The organism is Streptomyces sp. HB132, assembly GCF_016909575.1.
Lineage (GTDB): Bacteria > Actinomycetota > Actinomycetes > Streptomycetales > Streptomycetaceae > Streptomyces.
This window is the reverse complement of record NZ_JAFBGA010000021.1, coordinates 61,053-85,520: the sequence shown is the minus strand read 5'-3', so window position 1 is coordinate 85,520 and position 24,468 is coordinate 61,053. Positions and strand designations below refer to the sequence as shown.

23 protein-coding genes and 1 riboswitch are annotated in these 24,468 nt (G+C 71.5%); of the genes, 15 read left to right on the top strand and 8 right to left on the bottom strand.

Annotated features, from left to right (window positions below; all coding sequences use genetic code 11):
* Positions 1-29 precede the first annotated feature (29 nt).
* The 7 genes from aztD to JOC24_RS30470 all read left to right on the top strand — a co-directional run bounded on the left by aztD (position 30) and on the right by JOC24_RS30470 (position 6,824).
* Positions 30-1,223 carry a zinc metallochaperone AztD gene (gene aztD, locus JOC24_RS30500; protein WP_307792785.1) on the top strand — a complete coding sequence of 398 codons (1,194 nt, stop codon included), beginning with the start codon at positions 30-32 and terminating at the stop codon, positions 1,221-1,223.
* 136 nt (positions 1,224-1,359) lie between these two features.
* Positions 1,360-1,565, top strand: a riboswitch (cobalamin riboswitch).
* Between the two features lie 29 nt (positions 1,566-1,594).
* Positions 1,595-2,305, top strand: a complete 711-nt coding sequence (locus tag JOC24_RS30495) for an energy-coupling factor ABC transporter permease (RefSeq protein WP_205023666.1) — start codon at positions 1,595-1,597, stop codon at positions 2,303-2,305.
* On the top strand, positions 2,302-2,670 hold the full coding sequence (locus tag JOC24_RS30490) for an energy-coupling factor ABC transporter substrate-binding protein (RefSeq protein ID WP_205023665.1): 369 nt from the start codon (positions 2,302-2,304) through the stop codon (positions 2,668-2,670). Before JOC24_RS30495 ends, JOC24_RS30490 begins: the two co-directional genes overlap by 4 nt.
* 6 nt (positions 2,671-2,676) lie before the next feature.
* Positions 2,677-3,426, top strand: coding sequence for a cobalt ECF transporter T component CbiQ (gene cbiQ, locus JOC24_RS30485; RefSeq protein ID WP_205023664.1), 750 nt, complete (start codon positions 2,677-2,679; stop codon positions 3,424-3,426).
* Positions 3,423-4,268 carry an energy-coupling factor ABC transporter ATP-binding protein gene (locus tag JOC24_RS30480; RefSeq protein ID WP_205023663.1) on the top strand — a complete coding sequence of 282 codons (846 nt, stop codon included), beginning with the start codon at positions 3,423-3,425 and terminating at the stop codon, positions 4,266-4,268. The genes cbiQ and JOC24_RS30480 overlap by 4 nt, the downstream gene beginning before the upstream one ends.
* A gap of 677 nt (positions 4,269-4,945) precedes the next feature.
* On the top strand, positions 4,946-5,068 hold the full coding sequence (locus JOC24_RS33905; RefSeq protein ID WP_275588642.1) for a hypothetical protein: 123 nt from the start codon (positions 4,946-4,948) through the stop codon (positions 5,066-5,068).
* 271 nt (positions 5,069-5,339) lie between these two features.
* Positions 5,340-6,824 carry a SulP family inorganic anion transporter gene (locus JOC24_RS30470; protein ID WP_205023661.1) on the top strand — a complete coding sequence of 495 codons (1,485 nt, stop codon included), beginning with the start codon at positions 5,340-5,342 and terminating at the stop codon, positions 6,822-6,824.
* 54 nt (positions 6,825-6,878) lie between these two features.
* Here JOC24_RS30470 and JOC24_RS30465 read toward each other — a convergent pair whose 3' ends face one another.
* Both JOC24_RS30465 and JOC24_RS30460 read right to left on the bottom strand, forming a co-directional pair.
* Entirely contained in the window at positions 6,879-7,919 is a 1,041-nt protein-coding gene (locus JOC24_RS30465) for an NAD(P)-dependent alcohol dehydrogenase (RefSeq protein ID WP_205023660.1), read from the bottom strand.
* 175 nt (positions 7,920-8,094) lie between these two features.
* Complete coding sequence (locus JOC24_RS30460) at positions 8,095-9,024, bottom strand: oxidoreductase (protein ID WP_239581202.1); 930 nt, start codon at positions 9,022-9,024, stop codon at positions 8,095-8,097.
* A gap of 255 nt (positions 9,025-9,279) precedes the next feature.
* Between JOC24_RS30460 and JOC24_RS30455 the strand changes: the two genes are divergently transcribed.
* A complete protein-coding gene (locus JOC24_RS30455; protein ID WP_239581201.1) occupies positions 9,280-9,894 on the top strand; it encodes a TetR/AcrR family transcriptional regulator in 615 nt (204 codons plus the stop codon).
* 261 nt (positions 9,895-10,155) lie between these two features.
* On the opposite strand, the gene JOC24_RS30450 is transcribed toward JOC24_RS30455, so the two are convergent.
* Together JOC24_RS30450 and JOC24_RS30445 are read right to left on the bottom strand one after the other, a co-directional pair.
* Positions 10,156-12,285, bottom strand: a complete 2,130-nt coding sequence (locus JOC24_RS30450; RefSeq protein ID WP_205023658.1) for an MMPL family transporter — start codon at positions 12,283-12,285, stop codon at positions 10,156-10,158.
* Positions 12,286-12,380: 95 nt separating this feature from the next.
* Positions 12,381-12,875 (bottom strand): MarR family winged helix-turn-helix transcriptional regulator, encoded by a 495-nt coding sequence (locus tag JOC24_RS30445; protein WP_205023657.1) that lies wholly within the window; start codon positions 12,873-12,875, stop codon positions 12,381-12,383.
* Positions 12,876-13,031: 156 nt separating this feature from the next.
* Here JOC24_RS30445 and JOC24_RS30440 point away from each other — a divergent pair, with 156 nt between their 5' ends.
* The 4 genes from JOC24_RS30440 (at position 13,032) to JOC24_RS30425 (ending at position 17,400) form a co-directional block, all read left to right on the top strand.
* Positions 13,032-14,009, top strand: a complete 978-nt coding sequence (locus JOC24_RS30440) for a sporulation protein (protein ID WP_205023656.1) — start codon at positions 13,032-13,034, stop codon at positions 14,007-14,009.
* A 132-nt stretch (positions 14,010-14,141) separates the two neighbouring features.
* Positions 14,142-14,381, top strand: coding sequence for a twin-arginine translocase TatA/TatE family subunit (locus JOC24_RS30435; RefSeq protein WP_205023655.1), 240 nt, complete (start codon positions 14,142-14,144; stop codon positions 14,379-14,381).
* Between the two features lie 131 nt (positions 14,382-14,512).
* Positions 14,513-16,024, top strand: coding sequence for an SDR family oxidoreductase (locus JOC24_RS30430; RefSeq protein ID WP_205023654.1), 1,512 nt, complete (start codon positions 14,513-14,515; stop codon positions 16,022-16,024).
* Positions 16,021-17,400 carry a cryptochrome/photolyase family protein gene (locus JOC24_RS30425; RefSeq protein ID WP_205023653.1) on the top strand — a complete coding sequence of 460 codons (1,380 nt, stop codon included), beginning with the start codon at positions 16,021-16,023 and terminating at the stop codon, positions 17,398-17,400. The genes JOC24_RS30430 and JOC24_RS30425 overlap by 4 nt, the downstream gene beginning before the upstream one ends.
* A gap of 113 nt (positions 17,401-17,513) precedes the next feature.
* Here the strand turns inward: JOC24_RS30425 and JOC24_RS30420 are convergent, their stop codons facing one another.
* A complete protein-coding gene (locus JOC24_RS30420; RefSeq protein WP_205023652.1) occupies positions 17,514-18,353 on the bottom strand; it encodes a DUF1206 domain-containing protein in 840 nt (279 codons plus the stop codon).
* 76 nt (positions 18,354-18,429) lie between these two features.
* Entirely contained in the window at positions 18,430-18,972 is a 543-nt protein-coding gene (locus tag JOC24_RS30415) for a DoxX family protein (RefSeq protein WP_205023651.1), read from the bottom strand.
* A 220-nt stretch (positions 18,973-19,192) separates the two neighbouring features.
* On the opposite strand from JOC24_RS30415, the gene JOC24_RS30410 reads away from it, so the two are divergent.
* Positions 19,193-21,208 (top strand): NADPH-dependent 2,4-dienoyl-CoA reductase, encoded by a 2,016-nt coding sequence (locus JOC24_RS30410; RefSeq protein ID WP_205023690.1) that lies wholly within the window; start codon positions 19,193-19,195, stop codon positions 21,206-21,208.
* Positions 21,209-21,241: 33 nt separating this feature from the next.
* On the top strand, positions 21,242-21,808 hold the full coding sequence (locus JOC24_RS30405) for a PadR family transcriptional regulator (RefSeq protein WP_205023650.1): 567 nt from the start codon (positions 21,242-21,244) through the stop codon (positions 21,806-21,808).
* Here the strand turns inward: JOC24_RS30405 and JOC24_RS30400 are convergent.
* Both JOC24_RS30400 and JOC24_RS30395 read right to left on the bottom strand, forming a co-directional pair.
* Positions 21,805-22,773 carry a DMT family transporter gene (locus tag JOC24_RS30400; protein WP_205023649.1) on the bottom strand — a complete coding sequence of 323 codons (969 nt, stop codon included), beginning with the start codon at positions 22,771-22,773 and terminating at the stop codon, positions 21,805-21,807. The genes JOC24_RS30405 and JOC24_RS30400 overlap by 4 nt on opposite strands.
* Entirely contained in the window at positions 22,770-23,579 is an 810-nt protein-coding gene (locus JOC24_RS30395; RefSeq protein ID WP_239581200.1) for a phosphatase PAP2 family protein, read from the bottom strand. Before JOC24_RS30395 ends, JOC24_RS30400 begins: the two co-directional genes overlap by 4 nt.
* Positions 23,580-23,745: 166 nt before the next feature.
* Between JOC24_RS30395 and JOC24_RS30390 the strand changes: the two genes are divergently transcribed.
* Positions 23,746-24,384 (top strand): TetR/AcrR family transcriptional regulator, encoded by a 639-nt coding sequence (locus JOC24_RS30390; RefSeq protein WP_205023647.1) that lies wholly within the window; start codon positions 23,746-23,748, stop codon positions 24,382-24,384.
* The last annotated feature ends 84 nt before the right edge of the window (positions 24,385-24,468 follow it).

The window sequence follows — 24,468 nt, the reverse complement described above, 5'->3', positions numbered from 1 at the left end:
GCGACAGCTCTGAAGAGGGAACACACGAAGTGAAGCATGTAGCACGCCCGAGGAACGCGGCTGCCGCCGCCCTGCTCGCCGCCTCCGTGGCGCTCACCGCCTGCGGCGGTGACGGCGAGAAGCCCGCCGCGAGGACGGCGGACAAGTCGTCCGGTTCACCGGCCGCCCAGGTCGCGAACCCGATCGTCACCACGTACGACGGAGGCCTGTACGTACTCGACGGCACGACGCTGAAGCTCGCCGAGGACATACCGCTGGAGGGGTTCAACCGGGTCAACCCCGCAGGCAGCGACCGTCATGTGATGGTTTCCACCTCGACCGGTTTCCGGGTCCTCGACGCAGCGGGCCGGAAGCTCACCGACGTCGAGTTCGAAGGCGGCAAGCCGGGCCACGTCGTCCGTCACGCCGGCCGGACCGTCCTCTTCGCCGACGGCACGGGCGAGGTCACGGTCTTCGACCCGGAGGACCTGGGCGACACCGAGCCGAAGGCCGAGACGTACACCTCCGCCGCCCCGCACCACGGGGTCGCCATCCAGCTCGCCGACGGCAGGTTGGTGACCACCCTCGGCACGGAGGAGAAGCGCGTCGGCATCGCGGTACTGGACAGGGACCGCAAGGAGATCACCCGCAGCGAGGAGTGCCCCGGCGTCCACGGGGAGGCGACCGCCCAGGACGAGGCGGTCGTCATCGGCTGCGAGGACGGGGTCCTGATCTACAAGGACGGCGCCGTCAAGAAGGTGAAGAGCCCCACGGAGTACGGCCGGATCGGCAACCAGGCCGGCTCCGAAGAGTCGCCCGTCGTCCTCGGCGACTACAAGAAGGACAAGGACGCCGAGCTGGAACGCCCGGAACAGGTGTCGCTCATCGACACCGGGACGGCCGAGATGCGGCTCGTCGACATCGGGACGAGCTACACCTTCCGTTCGCTGGCACGCGGTCCGCACGGTGAGGCGCTCGTCCTGGGAACCGACGGCCGTATCCATGTCATCGACCCCGCGACGGGCAAGGTGACCAGGAAGATCTCCGTCCTCGGCTCGTGGCGGGAACCGCTGGACTGGCAGCAGCCCCGCCCGGCGCTGTTCGTGCGCGACCACACGGCGTACGTCTCGGACCCGGAGAACAAGAAGCTGGTCGCCGTCGACATCGAGTCGGGCCGTCAACTCGCCTCGACCGAACTGCCCGGTGCCCCCAACGAGCTGAGCGGTGTCGTCAAGCAGCACTGACTCCCCTCCCGGGGTGCAGGAGCGCGGTGCCGCGCTCCTGCACCCCGCGCTTCCGGGCCCGTCACCGCCCGGACCGTCGCAGGTCATCGCGTACACGGCCGCCCGCGGGGCCACGTCCGCCCGGGCCTCCCCGGCTTGTCATCACCACCCGCCTGGCACTACTGTCGCCACGCCTTGGTGAACGGGAAATCGGTGTGATGCCGGTGCGGCCCTCGCCACTGTGATCGGGAAGTCCGGCTCCGGCCCTCGCGGGCAGCCACTGGGTCCTTGTGACCCGGGAAGGCGGAGTTCGGGCGGTGTCACCCGTAAGCCAGGAGACCGGCCAAGGCATCTCAACCATCCACGAGGTGCTGGAGAGGGTCTGCTGAGCCATGCACATAGCCGAGGGTTTTCTGCCTCCGGCGCACGCGATCGCCTGGGGTGTCGCGTCCGCGCCGTTCGTCGTCCACGGAGTCCGGTCACTGACGCGTGAAGTCAGGGAGAACCCTGAGAGCACGTTGCTCCTGGGGGCTTCCGGGGCCTTCACGTTCGTACTTTCCGCCTTGAAGATCCCTTCCGTCACGGGAAGTTGCTCGCATCCCACGGGTACGGGTCTCGGAGCCATCCTGTTCCGCCCGCCGATCATGGCGGTACTGGGCACCATCACCCTGCTCTTCCAGGCGCTGCTGCTCGCCCACGGCGGCCTTACCACGCTCGGCGCCAACGTCTTCTCGATGGCTGTCGTCGGGCCCTGGGCGGGGTACGCGGTCTACAAGGTGCTGCGTCGCTACGACGTGCCGCTGATGGTGGCGGTGTTCTTCGCCGCGTTCGTCGCCGACCTGTCCACGTACTGCGTCACCAGCGTGCAGCTGGCGCTCGCCTTCCCGGACCCGAGCAGCGGGTTCCTGGGCGCGCTCGGCAAGTTCGGCTCCATCTTCGCGCTCACCCAGATCCCGCTCGCGGTGAGCGAGGGGCTTCTGACCGTGCTGGTGATGCGGCTCCTCGTGCAGTCCAGCAAGGGGGACCTGACCCGGCTCGGGGTGTTCCTCAGCGGCAGGCGAACCCGGACCAGGACGGCCGAGACCGAGGCGGTTGCCAAATGAACAAGAACACGAAGATCAACGCCCTTCTCCTGCTCGTCGTGGCCGCGCTGGCCGTCCTGCCCCTGGCCCTCGGCCTCGGCGACAGCCAGGAGGAGCCCTTCACGGGCGCCGACGCACAGGCGGAGACCGCGATCACCGAGATAGCCCCCACGTACGAACCCTGGTTCTCCCCGCTGTACGAACCGCCTTCCGGTGAGGTCGAGTCGGCACTGTTCGCCCTCCAGGCAGCCCTCGGCGCGGGTGTCCTCGCCTACTACTTCGGCGTGCGGCGCGGACGCCGTCAGGGCGAACTGCGCGCGACCGCCCGGCAGGACAGCGGGGGCACCGGACCCGGTGCCGGGGAGTCCGCGGCCCGGAGGAACTGAGCACACGTGCTGCAGATCGACGCGGCGGCGCACAGCAGTCGCTGGCGCCGCCGCCATCCCGTGGAAAAAGCCGTGCTCGGGCTGGGGTTCACGGTGCTCGCCATATCGCTGCCGCCCTGGCCCGGCGCTGCTCTGATCCTCGTCGCCGCCCTGGCCGTGCTGCTGGGGCCGGCGGGCGTCACCGTCCGCCACCTGTGGCGGGCGTACCGGGTGCCCCTGGGGTTCTGCGTCACCGGGGCCGCCACGCTCCTCGTCGAGGTCGGCGGGCCCGGGGGCCTCGTCGGCCTGGCCCCGGGGGGGCCGGTGCGCGCCGGCGAGCTGCTGTTGCGCACCTCGGCCGCGTCGCTCGGGGTCCTGCTGTTCGCCTTCACCACCCCCATGTCCGACCTCCTGCCCCGCCTGGTCAGGGCGGGGGTGCCCGCGGCGGTGGTGGACGTGGCCCTGGTGACCTACCGCATGAGCTTCCTGCTCCTCGACTCGGTTCGCCGGATCAGGGAGGCCCAGGCCGCACGGCTCGGGCACACCACGAGGGCCGCGAGCTGGCGGTCCCTGGCCGGGCTCGGAGCCACCGCGTTCGTCAGGGCCTTCGACCGCGCGGCGCGGCTCCAGCAGGGGCTGGCAGGGCGGGGCTACGACGGGACCCTGCGCGTCCTGGTGCCCGAGGCCCGCGTCTCCGTCCGGTTCGTGGCCGTGAGCGTCACGCTGCTCACTGCCCTCACCGCACTGACCTTCGTCCTGGAAAGGCCGCTGTCATGAGCGAATCCGTGCTGCTCGCCCTGCGGGGGGCGTCCTACGCGTACGAGGACGGCCCCGCCGTGCTCACCGGTCTCGACTTCGAGGCGCGCGAAGGACGTGCTCTCGCCCTGCTCGGCCGCAACGGCAGCGGCAAGACCACGCTGATGCGGCTCCTCAGCGGCGGACTGCGGCCACGCGAGGGGCAGTTGGCGGTCGAGGGCCGTCCCGTCACGTACGACCGCAAGGGGCTGACCCGACTGCGCACCACCGTCCAGCTGGTGGTGCAGGACCCCGACGACCAGCTGTTCGCCGCGTCCGTCTCCCAGGACGTGTCGTTCGGACCTCTGAATCTCGGCCTGCCCGACACCGAGGTGCGCAGCCGGGTGGACGAGGCGCTCAAGGCCCTCGACATCACCGCCCTGGCGGACCGGCCAACCCACCTGCTCTCCTACGGGCAGCGGAAGCGCACCGCGATCGCCGGGGCGGTCGCCATGCGACCCCGGGTACTGATCCTCGACGAGCCGACCGCCGGGCTCGATCCGGACGGCCAGGAACGGCTGCTCGCCACGCTCGGCACCCTCCGCGACAGCGGCACCACCGTCATGATGGCCACCCACGACGTCGATCTCGCCCTGCGCTGGGCCGACGACGCCGCTCTCCTCACCCCCGCCGGGGTCCGCGCCGGGCCCGCACCGGCCGTGCTGGGGCGCACGGATCTCCTGCGGGAGGCGGGGTTGCGGTTGCCGTGGGGCATCGCGACCAGTCACATGCTGCGCACGCACGGCCTGTTGGGCGAGACGGCCCCCGGCCCCCGCACCCCCGAGGAACTCGCGGCGGGCTTCGGCCGGCCGGCCGACGCCTGAGGCATGTCGGGCCCCTCCGCCGGCCAGGGCGACCCGCGACGAGGACCGGTCGCGCGGTTCAGCGGGCGCGCTGGGCCTCTACGGGTGGCGAAGCGGGGCGCTGATCCGACAATCGGAGCGCTGCACCTCGGCCGCATTTCCCGATGGTTAACACTCACCCCATATGCCGAACCATTGTGCGAATATGGCGGACGGAACTTCACCAGCACATGCATGAGCCACACAGTCGCGGATGATCTCAAATAGTGAGAACCGATCGTGAGGCACATCCCCAGGCCACAGGGTTCCGGGGATTGTTTCGACTCGTTGGGCATCGACTTTCGGACTCTTCACAAAGCGTTAACTCCATATGCCCTTCGGCCTGTTAGCGTCCCTAAGGAAGGGTGCGTTCCAGAAGGAGGTGAAGGGTGCGCGCAGCGGCGGTCCGGTTCGTGCTCGCGTTCCTGATGGGTTTCCTTTTGGCCCCGTTCTCCGGCACGTCGCCGACCGAAGCACACGCGTCCGCCCCGGAAGTGCGAGCGACCGGTCTCCCGGATGCGACCGTCGGTGAGACCCTCCGCGCGTACGCCACATGCGGCGCCCCCGATCGAGGGGGTGAGTCGAACGGCCTTCTGCGCCACCGTGACCGGCATCGCTCGGCGACTCTCACCACTCCCGCGACACCGTCGCGTGCCGCCGTGACGGGTGAAGCCGACGGTCTGCTCGCGACGGCGGCCGTCGCCGCGATGGGCAACGCCCATCACACCTCCAGATCCTCGATCGCACACTCCTCCCCCGTGCTCCAGGTGTTCCGCTGCTGAGCTGACCCGAGGCGCTCGTCGCACCTGCCCCTGTCCGCCGCAGTCCTGCGGGTCTCGGACCACAGGGGTCGCGTCGGCCTGCCTTCCGGTCCCCCAGTTCTCGTACGCACACCGACGCGCCGGTCCTCGGCGCGCCAGGAGGAACCACTGGCATGCAGTCAACCGTCGAACATTCCGCGGCCGAAGTCCTACGCGTCAGCGACAGCGCCGCCTGGGCGCCCCCGCCCGGCGACGTCCGCTCTGCCCCCTTCCGCACGGGATGAGGGCCGCCATGGACCGTCTCGCCACGTTGCCCCACCTGCGGCAGGATTTCGCCGCGTCACTCGTCGTCTTCCTGGTCGCGCTGCCGCTGTGCGTCGGCGTCGCCGTCGCGTCGGGAGTCCCTGCGGAGCTGGGCCTGATCACCGGCATCGTGGGTGGTCTCGTCACCGGCTTCATGCGCGGCAGCAGCCTCCAGGTGTCGGGGCCGGCCGCCGGTCTCACCGTTCTCGTCTTCGAGGCCGTCCAGTCCTTCGGGCTGCCCGCGCTCGGAGTCATCGTGCTGACGGCGGGACTGCTGCAGCTGGCCATGGGCGCCCTGCGGCTGGGCCGCTGGTTCAGGGCCATCTCCGTCTCCGTCGTCGAGGGCATGCTCGCGGGCATCGGCCTCGTCCTCATCGCGGGCCAGCTCTACGCGGCCGCAGGCATCGAGGCACCGCTCTCCGGTACGGGCAAGATGACCGGTATTCCGGGGCTGCTCGCCGACGCTGTGTCCAGTCCGGCCGCTCTCGCCTCACTCGCGGTCGCCGCCGGGACCATCGCCCTGGTCGTCGGGTGGAACAGGATGCCGAAGCGGGTGCGGGCCGTCCCTGGCGCACTCGCCGCGGTCGTGCTGGCCACCCTGGCCTCGCTGGCGTTCGACCTGCCCGTCGGGACCGTTCAGGTCCAGGGGCTGCTCGATGCCGTCCAGATGCCCGCCCTGTCCGAGTTCGGCGGGCTCGCGAGCCTGAGTCTGCTGGGAACCGTGGCGGCCTTCACGCTGATCGCCTCCGCCGAGAGTCTGTTCAGCGCCGCCGCGGTGGACCGGCTGCACGACGGGCCGCGCACCCAGTACGACAAGGAGCTGATGGCCCAGGGGACGGGCAACACCGTGTGTGGCATCCTCGGCGCGCTGCCGATGACCGCGGTCATCGTGCGCAGCTCGGCCAACGTCCAGGCGGGCGCGCGGACCAAGGCCTCCCGGGTCCTGCACGGCGTATGGCTGCTCCTGTTCGCGGCCCTGCTTCCGTCGACCCTGGGTCTCATCCCCCTGCCTGCCCTCGCCGGCATCCTCATCCACGCCGGATGGAAGCTCATTCCTCTGCGCTCGCTCGTCGCCCTGTGGCGCGAGCACCGCGGCGAGGCGCTGATCCTGGTCGTCACCGCACTGGCGATCGTGACGGTGAACATGTTCGAGGGTGTTCTGACCGGTCTCGCCCTGTCGGTCGCCAAGGCCGCCTGGGACGCCTCCCACATCAGGCTGGAGGTCGTCGACAGCAACGCCGACGGCGTGCGGGCACGACTGTCGGGTAACGCGACCTTCCTGCGGCTGCCGAAGATACTCGACAGTCTGGAGGCCCTGCCCAAGGACCGACCCATCGCCCTGGACCTCTCCGGACTGCACCATCTGGACCACGCCTGCCGGATGGCACTGGAGAACTGGGCGGAACGGCACAGCTCCTCCGGCACCGAGCCCGTGCGGCTGACCCGGACGGACGTGGTGGCCACCGCGCCCTGACGCACGGACGACTCGCCGGGCGCCTCCAGCAGGTGTCCGGCGAGTCGCCGGTGGTCAGCCGTTGGGCAGGATGACCGCGCGGCCGTTGATCCTGCCGGCGTGCAGCCGCTCGTAGGCGAGCGGGGCCTCGTCGATGGAGTACGTCTCGACGTGGACGTCGACGGCACCGGCGTGGGCGAGCTCGATGACTTCGGCGAGTTCCCCGCGCGAACCCCAGTACGGCGCGGTGACCGACGTGGAGAAGGGCAGGACACCGAAGCCGACGGGCAGCAGACCGCCGCCGATACCGACGATGGTGACGTCGCTGTCGATCGAGGCTGCCTCACCTGCCGTCCTGACGGTCGGCTCGGCGCCGACGAAGTCGAGGACGACCTTGGCGCCGATGCCACCGGTCAGTTCGCGGACCCTGGCTGCGGCGTTCTCGTCGGACAGCACCGCCTCGTGCGCGCCGACGGCCCGGGCCAGTGCCAGCTTCTCCTCGGTGACGTCGAGGGCGATGACCCGTACGGCGGTCATGGCGCGCAGGAGCTGGATGGCCACGTGACCGAGGCCGCCGGTGCCGATGACCACAGCGGTGGCGCCGGGCAGCAGCTTCGGCAGCGAGCGCTTGATCGCGTGGTACGGGGTGAGGCCCGCATCGGTCAGCGAGACCGTCCTGACCGGGTCGAGGTCGCCGATGGGGGTCAGGTGACGGGCGTCGTCGACGATCATGTACTCGGCCATGGCGCCCGGGTTACCCAGTCCCGGCGGGTTGATACCGAGGTCCGCGGCGCGCAGACAGTAGTTCTCCCTGCCCTCCGCACAGTTCGCGCAGGTGCCGCAGCCCCAGGGCCCGTAGACGGCCACCGCGTCCCCGACGGTGACACCCACCGCCCCTTCGCCGAGTGCGGCGACGGTGCCGACCCCCTCGTGCCCGAGGGTGAGCGGCAGTTCGTAGGGAAACCCTTCCGAGGGCCAGCTCATCACGGCGATGTCCGAGTGGCAGACACCGGCCGCGCTGACCTTCAGGAGGATCTGACCGGGTCCCGCCACGGGCTCCGGGATCTCGACGACCTCGGGTGCGGCGCCGATGGTGCGGTACTGGACGGCTTTCATGGCTCTCCTTCGTTCTCCGTACTTCCTTTGTGACCCCCGTGGTGGCGGTGCGCCACTCGGGGGATCCGGAGCCGGAGAGGCCGCCGTCCGGCAGGTGTGACCGCACTCCATGCGCCCGTGGGTCCGAGGAGCGAGGGAAGGCTCGACGGCGGCGCCCGGGGCCGGGAGAGCCGGCTCATCTACGAGAAGGCGGTTCCGCGGGCAAGCAGTACCGCACGCCTGTGAGCCGTTCCGACAGCACCCACAGCTGACGGGCCGTGGCTGAGTCCTGGATGGCGCGTTCCCGGCCGCGCAGCACGGGCTCGCCACGGAGCTGGAACAGCCCGTCGGGTGCGACGTAGCTGCCTCCTGGCAGGCCGGGGGTGGTTGACGCGTAGAGAGAGGTCCTGGCCCCGTCCGCGGTGGGACTGAAAGCGATGCGCAGGAGCAGGCGCGTGAGGATCCCGTACACGCGGCCCCGGGCACCGTTGGCGCCGCCCGTGAGCACGTTGGAGCGTGTGAGCCCGGGGGCGACAGCCATGCTGCGCAGCCTCAGCCCGGCAGAATCGGCCCTTCGCTGCAGCTCCATGGCGAAGTAGAGATTGGCCCGCTTGGACTGCACGTACGCGAACGCGGCTCGATAGCGGCGCTCGGCATTGAGGTTGGTCATGTCGAATCGGGCGAATCGCTGGCCCTCGCTGCTGACCGTGACCACGCGCGGGTGGGCGGCGGCCAGCAGGTGAGGCATGAGGAGGCCGGTGAGCGCGAACGTGCCGAGGTGGTTGATGCCGAACTGGGACTCGAAGCCGTCGACGGTCCGGGAGAACGGCACCATGGCCACGCCTGCGTTGTTGACCAGGAGATCGAGCCGGTCATGGCTCCAGCTCTCGGCGAAACCACGGATGGATTTCGAGTCGGCGAGATCGAGCGGACGCAGTTCGGCGTGGGCGCCGGGGACTTCGGTTCGCAGCCGCTCCACTGCTGCCCGCCCACGCTCATGACTGCGGCAGGCAAGGACGACATGAGCGCCGCGGCGGGCCAGTTCACGAGCGGTGACGTATCCGATGCCGCTGTTGGCGCCGGTGACAACGGCCAGTCGCCCCGACTGGTCAGGGATGGAATCCAACGCCCAGCTCGTTCGCGGAACCGTCTGCGGCGGGCTCGCGGAGCGATGGCCGTGCTCGGCGGTGCGCGCGAATGTGTCGTCCTGGTCGCGCAGTGGGGCTCGGGCGGCTGCCCGGGAGTCACGGGGCATAGGGGTCTCGATCCGTGGGTCAGGAGTGCGTGCGACCCCCCGAAACAGCACGGCCGCATTGCAACTCGTGGTTGCGATAAGCTGATCCTGTCGTATGCACCGCCATCAACGCAACCAGGAGTTGCAATGGATCCTGTCGGGTCGTCCTCCAGGCGCGCCCCCGCTGTCGGGCGAGGCACCAAGATGCGCGCCGCCGTGCTGGCGGCCGCCGTCACCGAGCTCACGAGCACCGGGTACGCGGCGCTCACCGTCGACGGCGTCGCCCGGCGGGCCGGCGTACACAAGACGACGATCTACCGGAACTGGGAGGACTCCGACGGCCTTGTAGCCGACGCGCTGGTCAGCCACTTCTCCGCAGACATCCCGATCCCCGACACCGGGGCGGTGGAGAGCGACCTGCGCGCGCTGGCCCGCTCCCTCGTCGCCACCATGACCACGCCGGCAGGCCGGGCCCTGCTCGCCACCGTTCTCTCGGACGCCGTACGCGTCCCCCGGCTCGCCGAGGTCAAGCACGCGCTCTTCGTCGACCGGTTCCGGCGTGCGGAACCCGTTGTCGCGCGAGCCGTCGAGCGCGGCGAACTACCCGCGGACACCGACCCGGCCGAACTCCTCAAGGCCCTCGCCGCGCCGATCTACTTCCGGCTCGTCTTCACCGGGGAGCAGGTCGGCGAGGCGACCGCGGACGGGGCCGTGCGCCTTGCCCTCGCCGCCGCGCACGCCCGCGTGTTCCGGGCAGCCTGACCGCGGTCCCGGACGCGGCATCGACCTGTCATCGCTTCGCGGACCGGGCGGGGACGGCCCCGCGCCGGACGCACGCCGTCCGGACGAGGCAGGGCGCTGTGCACCCGCTGAGCGCGAGGCGGCCGAACGGGCGCCGACGCCGCGCGCCCGTTCGGCACTCGACGCACGCGCCGTGGAGGAGATCATGGCTGCGGCGCGTCAGCCGCGCGGCGGGCGTGAGGCCCGCGCGGCTGACGCGCCGCAGTCCGACAGGTGCTCCGGTCAGGACAGGGAATCCGCCCCCTGCGGCGTCTGCTTGCGGTCCCGGCTCAGCGCACCCGGCCACCAGGCGGTGCGCCCGATGTCCATGACCAGGGCGGGCACCAGGAGCGAGCGCACGACGAGCGTGTCCAGCAGGACGCCGAAGGCGACGATGAACGCGATCTGGACCAGGAAGGCGAGCGGGATCACTCCGAGGGCCGCGAAGGTGGCCGCCAGGACGACGCCCGCCGAGGTGATGACCCCACCCGTGGTGGTGAGTCCGCGCAGTACGCCCTGCCGGGTTCCGTGGATCAGGGACTCCTCGCGGACCCGGGACATCAGGAAGATGTTGTAGTCGACGCCCAGGGCGACCAGGAAGACGAATCCGTACAGCGGCACCGAGGAGTCCGTACCGCTGAAGCCGAGGACATGCTCGAAGACCAGCGACGAGATACCCAGGGTGGCAAGGAAGTTGAGCGCCACCGTGGCCACGAGGAGGAGCGGCATCAGCAGCGAGCGGAGAAGGCCGATCAGGATGACGAGGATGATGACCAGGACCACCGGCACGATGATGTTGCGGTCGTGCTCGGCGGTCTTCTGGGTGTCGTACTGCTGCGCGGTGTAGCCGCCCACCAGCGCTTCCGCGCCCGGTACGGCGTGGACCGCGTCGCGCAGCCGGGTGACCGTCTCCTTGGCCGCGTCGCTGTCCGCCGCGGCCTCCAGGGTGGCGTCGATGCGCACCCGGCCGTCCACGACGAGGGGCTCCCCGCCGCCGGGGCGTCCGGACTCCGTCATCACGGAGACGCTGGCGACACCGGGGACCTTCTCGGCGGCGGCGACCACCTGGGTCGACCGGTCCGCGCCGGCGATCACGACGGCGGGGTTGCCCGATCCGCCGGGGAAGTGGCGGCCCAGGGTCTCCTGAGCCGTGACGGACGGGGCGTCGTTGACGAAGGTCTCCTGGAGGGGCACACCCTTGCTGTTCAGCGTCGGCATGAAGGCCGCGCAGGCGAGGAGGCCGATCAGTGTGACGGCCCAGACCTTGCGCGGGGAGCGGTCGACCAGACCCGCGACCCGCGACCAGATGCCCGTCGAACCGGACTCGGGCTCGGTCCTGCCCTTCTTCGGGCCGGACGGCCAGTACGCCGCCCTGCCGAGCAGGACCAGGACGGCGGGCAGGAAGGTGAGGGCACTCAGGACGGAGCACACGATGCCGATGGCACCGACGGGTCCGAGAGCGCGGTTGTTGGTCAGGTCGCTGAGCAGGAGGGCGAGCAGGCCGAGGGCCACGGTGGCCGCACTGGCCGCGATCGGCCCGGCGGACTCACGCAGCGCCGCGCGCATCGCGGTCCACCGGTCGGGCCGCCGCACGAGCTCCTCGCGGAACCGTGCGGTGAGCAGCAGCGCGTAGTCCGTGGCGGCTCCGATCACCAGGATCGACAGGATGCCCTGGACCTGACCGTCGACGCGGACGATGTCGTGGTCCGCCAGTACGTAGACGATCGCGCAGGAGACGCCGAGCGCGAAGACGGCGCCGATGATGATGATCAGGGGCAGCAGGACACTGCGGTAGACCAGGAGCAGGATGGCGAGCACGGTCACCAGCGCGACACCGAGCAGCAGCCCGTCGATTCCGGCGAAGGCGTCCGACAGGTCGGCCTGGGAGGCGGCCGGGCCGGCCAGCCCGACCACCGTGCCCGGGACGTCTTCCGCCGCGCTCCGGACCTGCGCGAGGACGTCGGGGAGTTCGTCCCCGAGGTCCGGCCTCAGCTGGACGACGCCCTGCAGCGCCTTGCGATCCTCGGACATCAGTGCGGGACTCACCTTGCCGGTCACCCCCGGCCCGCCCTCGACCGACGCGAGGGCGGCAGTAGCCGCCTTCTGCTGTTCAGGACCGATCTCCCCGCCGTCCTCGTCCGAGGTCCAGACCACCACGGCGGGCACGGTCTCCTGTCGGCTGAACGCCTCCTGGGCTTCCACGACCCGGGTGGACTCGGCGCTCTGCGGCAGGAACGCGGCCTGGTCGTTGGTCGCTACCTCCCCGAGTTTCCCCGCGTACGAGCCGAACGCGCCGCCGACGACGAGCCAGGCGAGCACGAGGAATACGGGGACAAGAATCAGCCGGCGAGCCGGCTTCGATGCGGTGGACATGGGACTCCCGGGTCGGCCACTATCTCTCAACCATGATGTATCTCAATCATTGAGATTACATGGCCGATGAGGCACCCCCGCACCGGCCCGGCGTTTCAGCGCCGGGGGACCTGCATGCCTTCGAGTTCACCGTTCATCCGCGCGAGGAAGCGCAACGCGGCCTCCAGCTCCTGCGGCCCGGCCGTGGCGCGCGCACCGGCCGCCGCCTGCGCGAGCGGCATGAAGAACGAGCGCGCGGCCGACCTGGCTCCGGACTCGTAGTACAGGTGCACGACGCGGCGGTCGGAGCTCTCCCGTGCGCGCCTGATGTGCCCCGCACGCTCGAGCCGGTCCAGACACGCGGTCACCGCACCGGAGGTCAGGCCGAGATGCTCCCGCAGCCGTCCCGGAGTGAGCGGGGTCTCCGAGTCCAGGATGGCGCCGAGCGCCTGCACGTCCGTGGCATGCAGGCCCTGCGCGTGCGCGAAAGCGTGAACCAGCCGGTTGATCTCGCCGTTCATCCGGCGCAGCTCCACGGCGAGGGCCTGGAGCTCCGACCTCCCGGTCGCATCCGCACCAGAACCGTCGCGAGGGTCGTCTGCTCTGTCCACCGCCCCATACTAGGGCGCCTGCGACGACAGGCCTGCCCCCTCCCCCGACCTGCGCCGAGTCCGCCTGCGCGGCCCATCTCGCGCCTATACTTCTACAGTTGTGTAGAAACCCGGCTGACGCGTTCTCCGCGTACGGAAGAAGGAGTGAACGCCACGATGGTGTTCAAGAAGCTGCTCGGTTCCCTCGGCGTGGGCGGCCCCACCGTGGACACGGTGCTGCAGCCCGGCCCGGCCGTTCCCGGCGGCGGGCTGAGCGGCGAGGTCCGGCTCAAGGGCGGCGCCACCGATGCCACGATCGAGCACATCACCCTGGAGCTCGTCGCACGCGTCGAGGCGGAACACGAGGACGGCGAGGCCGAGGGTGGCGTCGTCTTCGAGCAGTTCACCGTCGCCGGCGGTTTCGTGCTCGGCGAGGGCGAGGAGCGCAGCATCCCGTTCGGCGTGACGCTCCCGTGGGAGACCCCGGTCACCGAGCTCTACGGCCAGGATCTCGGCATCGTCCTGGGGGTGCGTACGGAGCTCTCGGTGGCGGGCGCCCGGGACAAGGGGGACCTCGACCGCCTCACGGTGGGCCCCCTGCCGGCCCAGGAGGCCGTGCTCGAAGCACTTGGACAGCTCGGCTTCGGCTTCAGGTCCGCCGACCTGGAGCTCGGGCACATCGGCGGCAGCGGCCAGCGGCTGCCCTTCTACCAGGAGATCGAGCTCGCGCCCTCCGCGCGGTACGCGGACCGGGTCAACGAGGTCGAGGTGACGTTCCTGGCCGGACCCGAAGGCCTGGAGGTCGTACTGGAGGCCGACAAGCGGGGAGGCCTCTTCTCCGGAGGCGGCGACGCCCTCGGCCGGTTCACCGTCGGCCATCACGAGGTGCGGGGCCGCGACTGGGTCACCGAGGTGGACGGCCGGATCCAGGCGCTGATCGAAGCACGTACCCCGCACGGGGCCCACGAGGGGTACGGACACGACAGCGGCCACCCGCAGCACCATGCCGGTCCGGGAATGGGCACCATGGTCGCGGCCGGGGCGGCAGGGGTTGCCGTGGGCGTCGTGGGCGGAATGGTCGCCGCCGAAGTCATCGACGAGGTGGGCGACTTCTTCGAGGGCGACGAGGAGGAAGAGGAGAGCGACGAGGGCTGAGCCGGGCCGGAACACGCCCTGCCACCACCTTCTACAGTGCTGTAGATTTGATGTGCCGCTGCGGCAGGGGAAAGGCCCGGGGGGCGTCGTCCGGGAGAGCGCCGCACACTCACCAGGGAGAAGACAGCCGTCATGTTCGGAATCAGCGAGATCGCGATCTTCCTCGTCATCGTCGTTCTGGTATTCGGTGCCAGGAAGCTCCCTGAACTCGCCCGCTCCCTGGGCAAGTCGGCTCGTATCCTGAAGAGCGAGGCGCGGGCCCTGAAGGCGGACGGCGTCTCCCCCGCCGCCCCGTCGGAGCCGCGGGCCGGCGGGACGGACGACCCGCAGGTCATCAGGGGCACCGCCACCGAGAAGCCCGGCCCTCACTGAGTTCGTGCCCACCCCGCCCACCCCGCCACCCGCAGGGGTGGGCTTCGGCGTGTCCCGGCCCCGTCGGCAAGCGGAATCCCCCGTACGGGGTACACGGTGGACGGAGGAAACACGAGCCGGATCGAGGGGTCATGGACAGCAAGGACGACAACGGCGGGCTGCGGTGTCTGGTGACCGGCGCCACGGGGTACATCGGTGGGCGCCTCGTACCCGAGCTCCTGGAGGCCGGCCACCGGGTGCGCTGTCTGGCGCGGACCCCGGAGAAGCTGCGGGACTACCCGTGGGCGGCCGAGGCCGAGGTGGCCAAGGGTGACGTGACCGACGCCGAGTCCGTGGGCGCCGCGATGCGCGACGTCGATGTCGCCTACTACCTGGTCCACGCACTGGCAGCCGGGCCGGGCTTCGAGAAGACCGACCGCGAGGCGGCACGGATCTTCGGCGAGCAGGCGAAGGCCGCCGGGGTCAGGCGCATCGTCTATCTGGGCGGGCTCACCCCGGCCGACGTCCCCGAGCACGAGCTGTCCCCGCACCTGCGCTCGCGCGCCGAGGTCGGGAACATCCTGCTCCACTCGGGCGTACCGACGACCGCGCTGCGTGCCGCGGTCATCATCGGTTCGGGTTCGGCTTCCTTCGAGATGCTGCGCTATCTCACCGAGCGACTGCCGGTCATGGTCACCCCCAGCTGGGTTTCGACGCGGATCCAGCCGATCGCCGTGCGGGACGTGTTGCGCTACCTCGTGGGCAGTGCGCGGATGCCGTCCGAGGTGAACCGCACCTTCGACATCGGCGGCCCCGACGTCATGACGTACCGCGACATGATGCAGAAGTACGCAGCGGTCGCCGGGCTCCCCCACCGCCTGATCCTGCCGGTGCCGATGCTGTCGCCCGGGCTGTCCAGTCACTGGGTCGGGCTGGTCACACCCGTACCGGCGTCGATCGCGCGCCCGCTCGCGGAGTCCTTGCGCTACGAGGTGGTGTGCCACGAGCACGACATCGCGGACCACGTCCCGGACGGCCCCGGGCGGCCCTTCTCCTTCGACACGGCCCTCTCGCTCGCGCTGCAGAGGGTGCGTGAGGCGAGGGTGAGCACCCGGTGGTCCTCCGCCTCCACTCCTGGCATTCCCAGCGATCCGCTCCCCACCGACCCGGACTGGGCGGGCGGGAGCCTGTACACGGATGTGCGCGAGCTGGACGTGGACGCGCCGCCCGACGCCCTGTGGCGGGTCGTCGAAGGCATCGGCGGTGACAACGGCTGGTACTCGTTCCCGCTGGCCTGGGCGGTCAGGGGATGGCTGGACCGGCTGGTCGGTGGTGTGGGTCTGCGCCGGGGCAGGCGCGACGCCCAGCGGCTGCGGGTCGGGGACTCGCTGGACTTCTGGCGGGTCGAGGAGATCGAACCCGGCAGGCTGCTCCGGCTGCGCGCGGAGATGCGCCTGCCCGGCCTGGCCTGGCTGGAGATGTACGCGGAGGAGGGGAAGGACGGGCGTTCGCGTTACCGGCAGCGCGCCGTCTTCCATCCGTCCGGGCTGCTCGGCCACGCGTACTGGCTGGGCGTGTCGCCCTTCCACGCGCTGGTCTTCGGCGGCATGGCGCGCAACATCGCACAGGCGGCTGTCCGGGGGACGGCAGGTGGTCGGCGATGACCGTGGCGATCGTGCTCTTCACCTCGGACCTCCGGCTGCACGACCATCCGCCGCTGCACGCGGCGCTCGCCTCGGCGGACGAGGTGGTGCCCCTCTTCGTCCTGGACGACGGTGTGGAGGCCACCGGATTCGGCGCTCCGAACCGGCGCGCGTTTCTGGCCGACTGCCTCCGGGACCTGGACGCGGGGCTACGCGAGCGCGGCGGGCGCCTGATCATCCGTCAGGGCGACGTGGCCGACGAGGTCGGCGGACTCGTCGGGGAGACGGGGGCCGACGCGGTCCACATGGCCGCCGGAGTCAGTGGATACGCGCAGCGCCGGGAGGAGAGGCTGCGCGAGGCGCTCGAGCGCGTGGGCTGCAGGCTGAGCGTGCACGACGCGGTGATCACCACGCTCGCGCCCGGTGCGGTGGTCCCCTCCGGAGCCGGGCGGGACCACTTCGCCGTCTTCACCCCGTACTTCCGGCGGTGGTCCGAGGAGGGGCTGCGGTCCCCGTTCCGTGCCCCCCGCACCGTGCGCGTACCGGAGGCCACGGCGTCCGCGGCGCTGCCGACGCGGGCCGGTCTGCGCGGTCTGTCGCCGGGCCTGGCCGAGGGTGGGGAGACCGAGGGGCGCAGGCTGTCCGCCGCGTGGCGCCGCAGCGGGCTCGCGTCGTACGAGGAGCTCCACGACGACATGGCGGGCGACGCGACCTCGCGGCTCTCGCCGCACCTTCACTTCGGCACGCTCTCCCCCACCGAGCTGGTCCACCGTGCCCGCGCCGCGGGCGGGCCGGGTGCGGAGGCCTTCGTGCGGCAGTTGTGCTGGCGGGACTTCCACCACCAGGTCCTGGCCGCCCGCCCGGGCGCCGCGCGCTCCGACTACCGGCCACGGCAGGACCGTTGGCGCACCGGCCGGGCGGCGGAGGAGGAGACGGCCGCCTGGAAGGAGGGCCGCACCGGCTACCCGGTGATCGACGCCGCGATGCGCCAGCTGCTTCATGAGGGCTGGATGCACAACCGGGCACGGCTGCTGACCGCGAGCTTCCTCGCCAAGACGCTGTACGTGGACTGGCGGGCCGGAGCGCGTCACTTCCTGGACCTGCTCGTCGACGGGGACATCGCCAACAACCAGCTCAACTGGCAGTGGGTCGCCGGGACGGGCACGGACAGCCGGCCCAACCGGGTGCTCAATCCGGTGACGCAGGCCAAGCGGTACGACCCGGACGGTGCGTACGTACGCCGCTGGGTGCCCGAGCTCGCGGAGATCTCCGGGGCAGCGGTGCACGAGCCGTGGAAACTGCCGGAACGGGAGCGCGCCCGCTACGACTACCCGGAGCCCGTCGTCGCGTTGTCCGAAGGGCTGGCCAGGTTCAAGCAGGCGCGAGGGCTCGACTGAGCCGGGAGGACGGCTGCGGCCGGCAGCCGGGCGGGGCGAACCCCGCTCCGGCCCGGACCTGGACGGCCGGGGCCGGTTTCGGCTCGGACCCGGCGGGCCGGGCCGGCTCCGGCTCAGACCTTGCGGTAGCGGGCGTTGGCCCAGGAGAAGAGGCCGAATGCTGCCAGCCCGAGGGCTATGAATGCGAGCAGCCAGGGACCCGCGGGCGTCTCGGTGAACGAGCGCAGGGTGTCGTCCATGCCCTTGGCGCGGCCCGGCTCGTGCTGGACGGCCGCCGCCACGGCGAACCCTCCAGCGGTGGCGAAGACCGCGCCCCGCACGGTTCCTCCGAAGACGCCCACGGCATCGACGGCCTGACGGGTCTTCTTCGTCATCTCGGACATCTTCATGTGCTTGTGGTACTTGCGTGCCAGGGCCCGGTATGCCATCCAGAGGCCCGCGCCCGCCACCGCGGCGCCCGCGGCCCCCACGATCCACTGGCCGCCGGTCCATTCGAGGGCCCGTGCGGTGACGTCGTCGGTCTGCTGGTCGCTCGATCCGCTGCCGCTCCCCTTGTCGCCGGCCGCGTAGGAGAGCACGGAGTAGGAGACGAAGGCGTAGAAGAGGAAGCGGCCGGCGGCCATGGCCCGCTTGCTCGCCTTCTCGCCGTCGGGGCCGGCCTGTCCGAAGAGCGCCTCGGACAGCCGCCACAGGGCCATGCCGGCCAGCGCCAGACCCAGTACCCACAACAGGACGCTCCCGAAGGGCTTCTCGGCTATCTCCGCGATGGCGCCACCGCGGTCGGCCTGCTTCCCGCCGTCGGAGAACGCGATGCGGAGAGCCAGTACACCCACCAGCAGGTAGATCACTCCGCGCGCCACGAACCCGGCGCGGGCCCCCACATCAATGGCTCGGCTGCGCGCGGCTCTTCTGGCCTGGCCACGTGCGTTCATCGACAGTGCGTTCGCATTCATGCACTGCCGGATGCCCCCGAAACGGCGATCAATGCGAAGCCCGGGACAAGCGGGCCCGGCGCGACCCGACGAGGGCCTACACGCTGCCCTCCCCGGGCTCACCGCCGTCCGGCGCCGCCCGCCCCTTGGCCCGTCGGCCGACGACTGCGGCAGCTGCCAGGGCGCTGCCCGCGAACGTGAGGGCCACGACCCACGGCCGGTCGAGGACGTGCCCGGTGGCATGGTCCAGGGAGTAGCGGCCGGCACCCGTCACCCCGATCGCCGCTGCGGTGAAGCCCAGGAAGGCCGGGTACTCGTAGCCGCCCGCGGTCGCGAAGAAGCCTGCCGGAGCGTGCACGGCGACGGCGCCCGCCATCGTGCCCGCGGCGGCGGCACCTGCCGCGGGGGTGGCGAGTCCGAGGGCGAGCAGGATCCCGCCGCCCGCCTCGCCGATTCCGGCGGCCAGGGCACTGTGCTTCGGCGGGTCGAAGCCCATGGCCTCCATCGCGGCGCTGGTTCCCTGGATACCGCCTCCGCCGAACCACCCGCCCAGTTTCTGGCTGCCGTGGGCCGCCAGGACGGCTCCCGTACCGACCCTGAGCACGAGCAGTCCTAGGTCACGTCGGTTGATGCAGGTCATGGGGTTCTCCCGTCGATGAGGCGGAGCGAGGAGGAGGCGGCGACGGTGTCGAGCCGTACGGAACCACTGTCGTCCGGGCCGGGCGGCGGGGTCCGGTGGTGTTGGGCCATTCGTGGTCCGCCCCTTGGGGGGACTGCGACGAACACCATTGTGCAACTAGTTGCATAAAGTCGGGCGGGTGGTCTACAACTGGCTCGACGACACCTGCGAGGAGACCCGGATGAGCCCGTACCCCACTCTGCTGAGCCCGCTCGACCTCGGGTTCACGACGCTCCCGAACCGGGTGATGATGGGGTCGATGCACATCGGCCTCGAGGAGGTCGAGCGCGGATTCGAGCGGATGGCCGCCTTCTACGCGGCCCGTGCGCGCGGCGGGGTGGGGCTCATGGTCACCGGAGGGATCGCGCCCAGCGAGCGCGCGTGCTCCTTCCCGGGCGGCGCCAAGATGACGACCGCGGCGGAGGCGGAACAGCACGCCGAGGTGACTGCGGCGGTGCACGCGGCGGGCGGGAGGATCGCGATGCAGATCCTGCACTTCGGGCGCTACGCCCACCACCCCGGCCTGGTGGCACCGAGCGCGCTCAAGGCGCCGATCAGCGGCTTCACCCCGCACGCGCTGACGGACGACGAGGTCGAGGAGACCATCGAGGACTTCGTCCGGGCCGCCGAGCTCGCGCGGCGCGCGGGCTACGACGGTGTCGAGATCATGGGCTCGGAGGGCTATCTGATCAACGAGTTCATCGTCGCGGCGACCAATCACCGCGAGGACCGCTGGGGCGGCTCGTACGAGAACCGGATCCGCTTCCCCGTCGAGATCGTGCGCAGGGTCCGTGAACGGGTCGGACCGGATTTCATCCTGATCTACCGGCTGTCCATGCTGGACCTGGTGCCCGGTGGTTCCACGCTGGAGGAGGTCGTCCGTCTCGCCCGCGAGATCGAGGCGGCCGGGGCGACGATCATCAACACGGGGATCGGCTGGCACGAGGCGCGCATCCCGACCATCGCGACCTCCGTGCCGCGCGGCGCCTTCACCTGGGTGACGCAGAAGGTCCGTGGCGCGGTCTCCGTACCGCTGGTGACCAGCAACCGCATCAACACCCCCGAGCTGGCCGAGGAGCTCCTCGCCTCGGGACGTGCGGACATGGTGTCGATGGCGAGGCCTTTCCTCGCCGACCCCGACTTCGTCGCCAAGGCGGCCGAGGGCCGCGCGGACGCGATCAACACCTGCATCGGCTGCAACCAGGCCTGCCTGGACCACATCTTCAGCCTCCAAGTCACCTCCTGCCTGGTGAATCCGCGTGCCTGCCACGAGACCGAACTCGTGCTCTCGCCGACTCGTGTACGCAAGCGCGTCGCCGTGGTCGGCGCCGGGCCCGCGGGGCTGGCGTGCGCGGTCACGGCCTCCGAACGCGGTCACGCGGTGACCCTCTTCGACGCGGCGGACGAGATCGGCGGCCAGCTGAACGTCGCACGCAGGGTCCCCGGCAAGGAGGAGTTCGACGAGACGCTGCGCTACTTCCGGACCCGGCTCGCCGAGGAGGGGGTCGAGCTCCGGCTCGGCACCCGGGCCACGTCCGCGGCGCTCGACGGTTTCGACGAGGTGGTCCTGGCCACCGGCGTCGAGCCCCGCTCCCCCGCGATCCCCGGCGTCGGACACCCCAGCGTGGTCAGTTATCTCGACGTGCTGCGCGACGGCGCGCGGGTCGGTGACCGGGTGGCGATCGTGGGCGCCGGCGGCATCGGCTTCGACGTCGCCGAATTCCTGACGGACGGGGGCGAAGGGGCGAGTCTCGACCCGGAGGTCTTCTTCCGGCAGTGGGGCGTGGACACCGGGTACGCGGACCGGGGCGGGCTGCGTACGCCCGAGCGCCCGAAGCCGCCGCGCACGGTGCACCTGATCCAGCGCAAGGCGACCAAGGTGGGGGCGGGTCTGGGCAGGACGACCGGCTGGATCCACCGCACCGAACTGCGTCACCGCGGCGTGACGATGATCGCGGGCGCGTCCTACGACCTGATCGACGACGAGGGCCTGCACCTCACCGTGGACGGCGAGCAGCGCCTGTTGCCGGTCGACACCGTGGTCCTGTGCGCGGGGCAGGAACCGCGCCGGGAGCTGTACGACGAGCTGCGCGCCGCGGGCCGCCCGGTGCATCTGATCGGCGGCGCCGACGTGGCCGCCGAACTGGACGCCAAGCGCGCTGTCCGCCAGGGCACGGAGCTCGCTGCGGAGTTGTGAGCACCGGGTCCTGCCGTCTCTAGGATGCAGTCCATGTCACTTCCGCACGCGATCCTCACCGCCCTGCTCGAGAAGCCGTCGTCGGGCCTCGAACTGACGCGCAGGTTCGACCGGTCGATCGGCTACTTCTGGCCGTCCACGCATCAGCAGATCTACCGCGAACTGGGCAAGCTGGAACAGGCCGGTCACATCCGGGCCCTGCCCGCGGCTCAGCCGGCCCGAGGGCAGAAGAAGGAGTACGAGGTGCTGGCGGCGGGCCGCGAGGAGCTGGCGGTCTGGGTGTCGCTCGCCGAGGACCCGCGCCCCGTCCGTGATCCGCTGCTGCTGCGGATGCGGGCGGCCGCCGTGGTCGGCGCCCCGGGACTGGCCGGGGAACTGCGCAGGCACCTGGTGCTGCACCAGGAGCAGCTGGCGGAGTACCTGCGGATCGAGGAGCGGGACTTCCCTCCGGAGCGGACCTCGCAGGAGGACCGGCTGCGCCGTCTGGTGCTGCGCGGGGGCATCGACCTGGAGACGTTCTGGACGAGCTGGCTGACCAGGGCCGTCGACGACCTGGAGGGTCCGGGGGCGGCGAGCGACGTCGGGCCCGGGGCTTCCTAGCCGGGACCGGACCGGCTCCCGACCGGTTCCGGGCGCAGCGCCCTTGGCTCGGGGGCGCGCGGGGTGGTCAGGGGTGGACCGCCGATGACAACCCTGGACGGCGGCCCGGTCACGACGGGCAGGGAAGCGGGGACGGTCGTGTTCCGTGCCTGTGCCCGGCTGAGCAGGATCACACCCTGCACGGCGGCCGCGGCTCCGGCGAGCGCGGGGATCAGCCCCAGCACCCCGCCCTGGAGGCGCTCGCCGAGCAGGACCAGGCCGATCGCGGCGGCGGCGACGGGATTTGCGAGGGTCACCACGGCGAGCGGTGCGCCGAGGCCGCCCCGGTAGGCGGTCTGGGAGAGCATCAGGCCGCCCAGGGCGAAGAAGGAGACGAGCACCGCCACGGTCACCAGCCGCCAGTCCAGCAGCGGGCCCGAGTGGTCGGTCGCGGCGACCGTCAGGGTCTGGGTGAGGGCGGAGGCCACCCCGGACGTGATGCCTGAGGCCGCGGCGTGCCGGAGTCCGGGCCTCGCGCCCGGCCGGCCGAGGAGGGCGACGAGCGCCATGGTCACGGCGCCGACGCCCAGGGCCTCGGGGAGGCTCAGCGTGTCGTGAGGCGCGGCGCCGCCCGCGGCCAGGAGCAGCGCGGCGAGGCCCACGAGCGTGAGGAGCGTGCCGCGCCACTCCGTGCGGCTGACCCTGCGACCCGCCGAACGGGCCCCGAGCGGGACGGCGGCGACGAGGGTGAGGGCGCCGAGCGGCTGGACCAGGGTGAGCGGCCCGTACTTCAGCGCGGCGACGTGCAGCAGTGCGCCGCCGGCGTTCAGACCGACGGCCGACCACCAGGCTCGGCGGCCCAGCAGGCGCAGCGCTCCGGCGGAGGGGCCGGTCCGCCCGGCGAGCCGGGCCTGCGCGACCGCGGCGGCCGCGTAGGCACCGGCGGAGACGAGGGAGAGCGCGACGGCCGTGAGCGTGGCGTTCATCGCCGCGCTCCCGACCGTGCGTAGGCGGGGGCCGCATAGTGCTGGGCGCGCACGCTCGCCCACGGCAGGTGGGCACGCACCGAGGTGCGGGGCAGTCCGAGCGCGGCGTGGGTCACGGCGAGCAGGGCGGCGACCACGACCGCGTCGAGCCAGTAGTGGTTGGCGGTGCCCACGACGACGAGCAGGGTGAGCAGCGGGTGCAGCAGCCACAGCAGGCGCCACCGGGAGCGGGTGGCGACGATCAGTCCGACGGCGACCGCCAGGGCCCAGCCGACGTGCAGTGAGGGCATGGCCGCGAACTGGTTGGCCATCGAGTCGGTCGCGGGGCTGTCTCCGTACACCGCGGGCCCGTAGACCTGCCCGGTGTCGACGAGGCCGGCGGCCCGCAGCATCCGCGGCGGGGCGAGCGGGAAGAGCAGGTGCAGTGCGAGCGCGGCACCGGTGAGCGCGGCCAGGACGCGGCGTGACCGGACGTAGTGGCGCGGACGGCGCCAGTACAGCCAGACCAGGAAGGCGAGGGTGACGGGGAAGTGCACGGTGGCGTAGTAGGTGTTCGCCGCCTGGACGAGCGTGTGGCTGTGCAGCAGTGCGCCCTGGACGGCCCCTTCGCCGGGGAGCCCCACGGCTCGTTCGAGGCTCCATACGTGTCCGGCGTTGCGGAAGGCCTCCTCGACATGGCCGTTCGCGGCCTGTCGGCCGAGTTTGTAGACGAGGAAGAGTCCGGCTACGAGAAGCAGCTCGCGGACGAGGGGCGGTCGGGCTGAGGTGTCCGGCTCCCGCTCCGCAGGCTCGCTGCGGGTGTGCATCACCCGTGCCCCTTTGCTGACGGTGCGCTGTTACGACGCCGGCGTGGCCAGTCCACGCCGTATCGATACGCCAGTGTACCGATACGGAGGCGTATCGGTACACGTGCGTATCGATACACTGACGTATCGAGGGTCCCCAGCCGCAGAGCCGCAGAGAGGGAAGCAGATGCCGCCGCCCGGTTCCACCCAGGAGTCAGCACCCGCGTCACGCCGGTCGAAGATCACACCGGAGCGGGCACAGGAGCTCTACACCGCCGTGCTGGACCTGCTCCGGGAGAGCGGCTACGACGCGCTGACCATGGAGGGCGTCGCCTCGCGCACCCGGTGCGGCAAGTCGACGCTCTACCGCCAGTGGGGCTCGAAGCCGGAACTGGTCGTGGCCTCGCTGCACGGCACCCGCCAGACCCTTTTCTCGGAGATCGACACCGGCAGCCTGCGCGAGGATCTGCACGAGGTGGCTCACGCGGTGGACGCGGCATCCGGACAGGACACCGCGCTGATGCACGCACTCAGTCACGCCGCTCTGCAGAATCCCGACCTGCTCTGCGCACTGCGCTCGACACTGATCGCACCGGCCATCGCCGCCATCGACACGATGGTCGAGCGCGCCGTCCGGCGAGGCGAGATGGACCCGGACAACCCCGCCGCGGACTACGTGGCCGCCCAGGTGCTCGGCATCATGCGCGCGCGGCCTCTGCTGGAGGGGCGGTACGCCGACGACGGCTTCCTCACCCGCTTCGTCGATCACGCCGTGCTTCCGGCACTCGGCCTACCCGCCCTCCCTCCGGGGAACGGGATCTCATGAACGTGGGCCGTCGCCCGAGCGGATGACGGCGGCCCACCACGCGCCGCACCGTGGGGACGGGGTCGGCGCACACCGGCCGGCCGG